1 pseudogene is annotated in these 234 nt (G+C 37.6%); it reads left to right on the forward strand.

Going from position 1 to position 234, the window contains the following annotated elements:
* Positions 1-234: pseudogene (locus tag SB658_RS27640) on the forward strand (aminopeptidase); the annotation flags it as partial.

Raw genomic sequence — 234 nt, forward strand, 5'->3', positions numbered from 1 at the left:
CCGCCTAACGAAAAAGCAGTCTATCCCTGTCTTTGGTCTTGCTTATGCGCAAGGAAATGCATTTAAAGAAGAAATCGCTAAAAAAGGGACAACAATTCTTTCCCTAAAAGCAAGACATGAATCTAATTTAACATCTCTAAATGTTATTGCTAAAAAGAAACCAAAAAACAGTACAGGTAATGAAAAAGCTGTCGTTGTAAGTTCGCACTATGATAGTGTCGTTGGAGCACCTGG

This window comes from Bacillus sp. SIMBA_008, from assembly GCF_046535495.1.
Classification (GTDB): domain Bacteria; phylum Bacillota; class Bacilli; order Bacillales; family Bacillaceae; genus Bacillus; species Bacillus subtilis.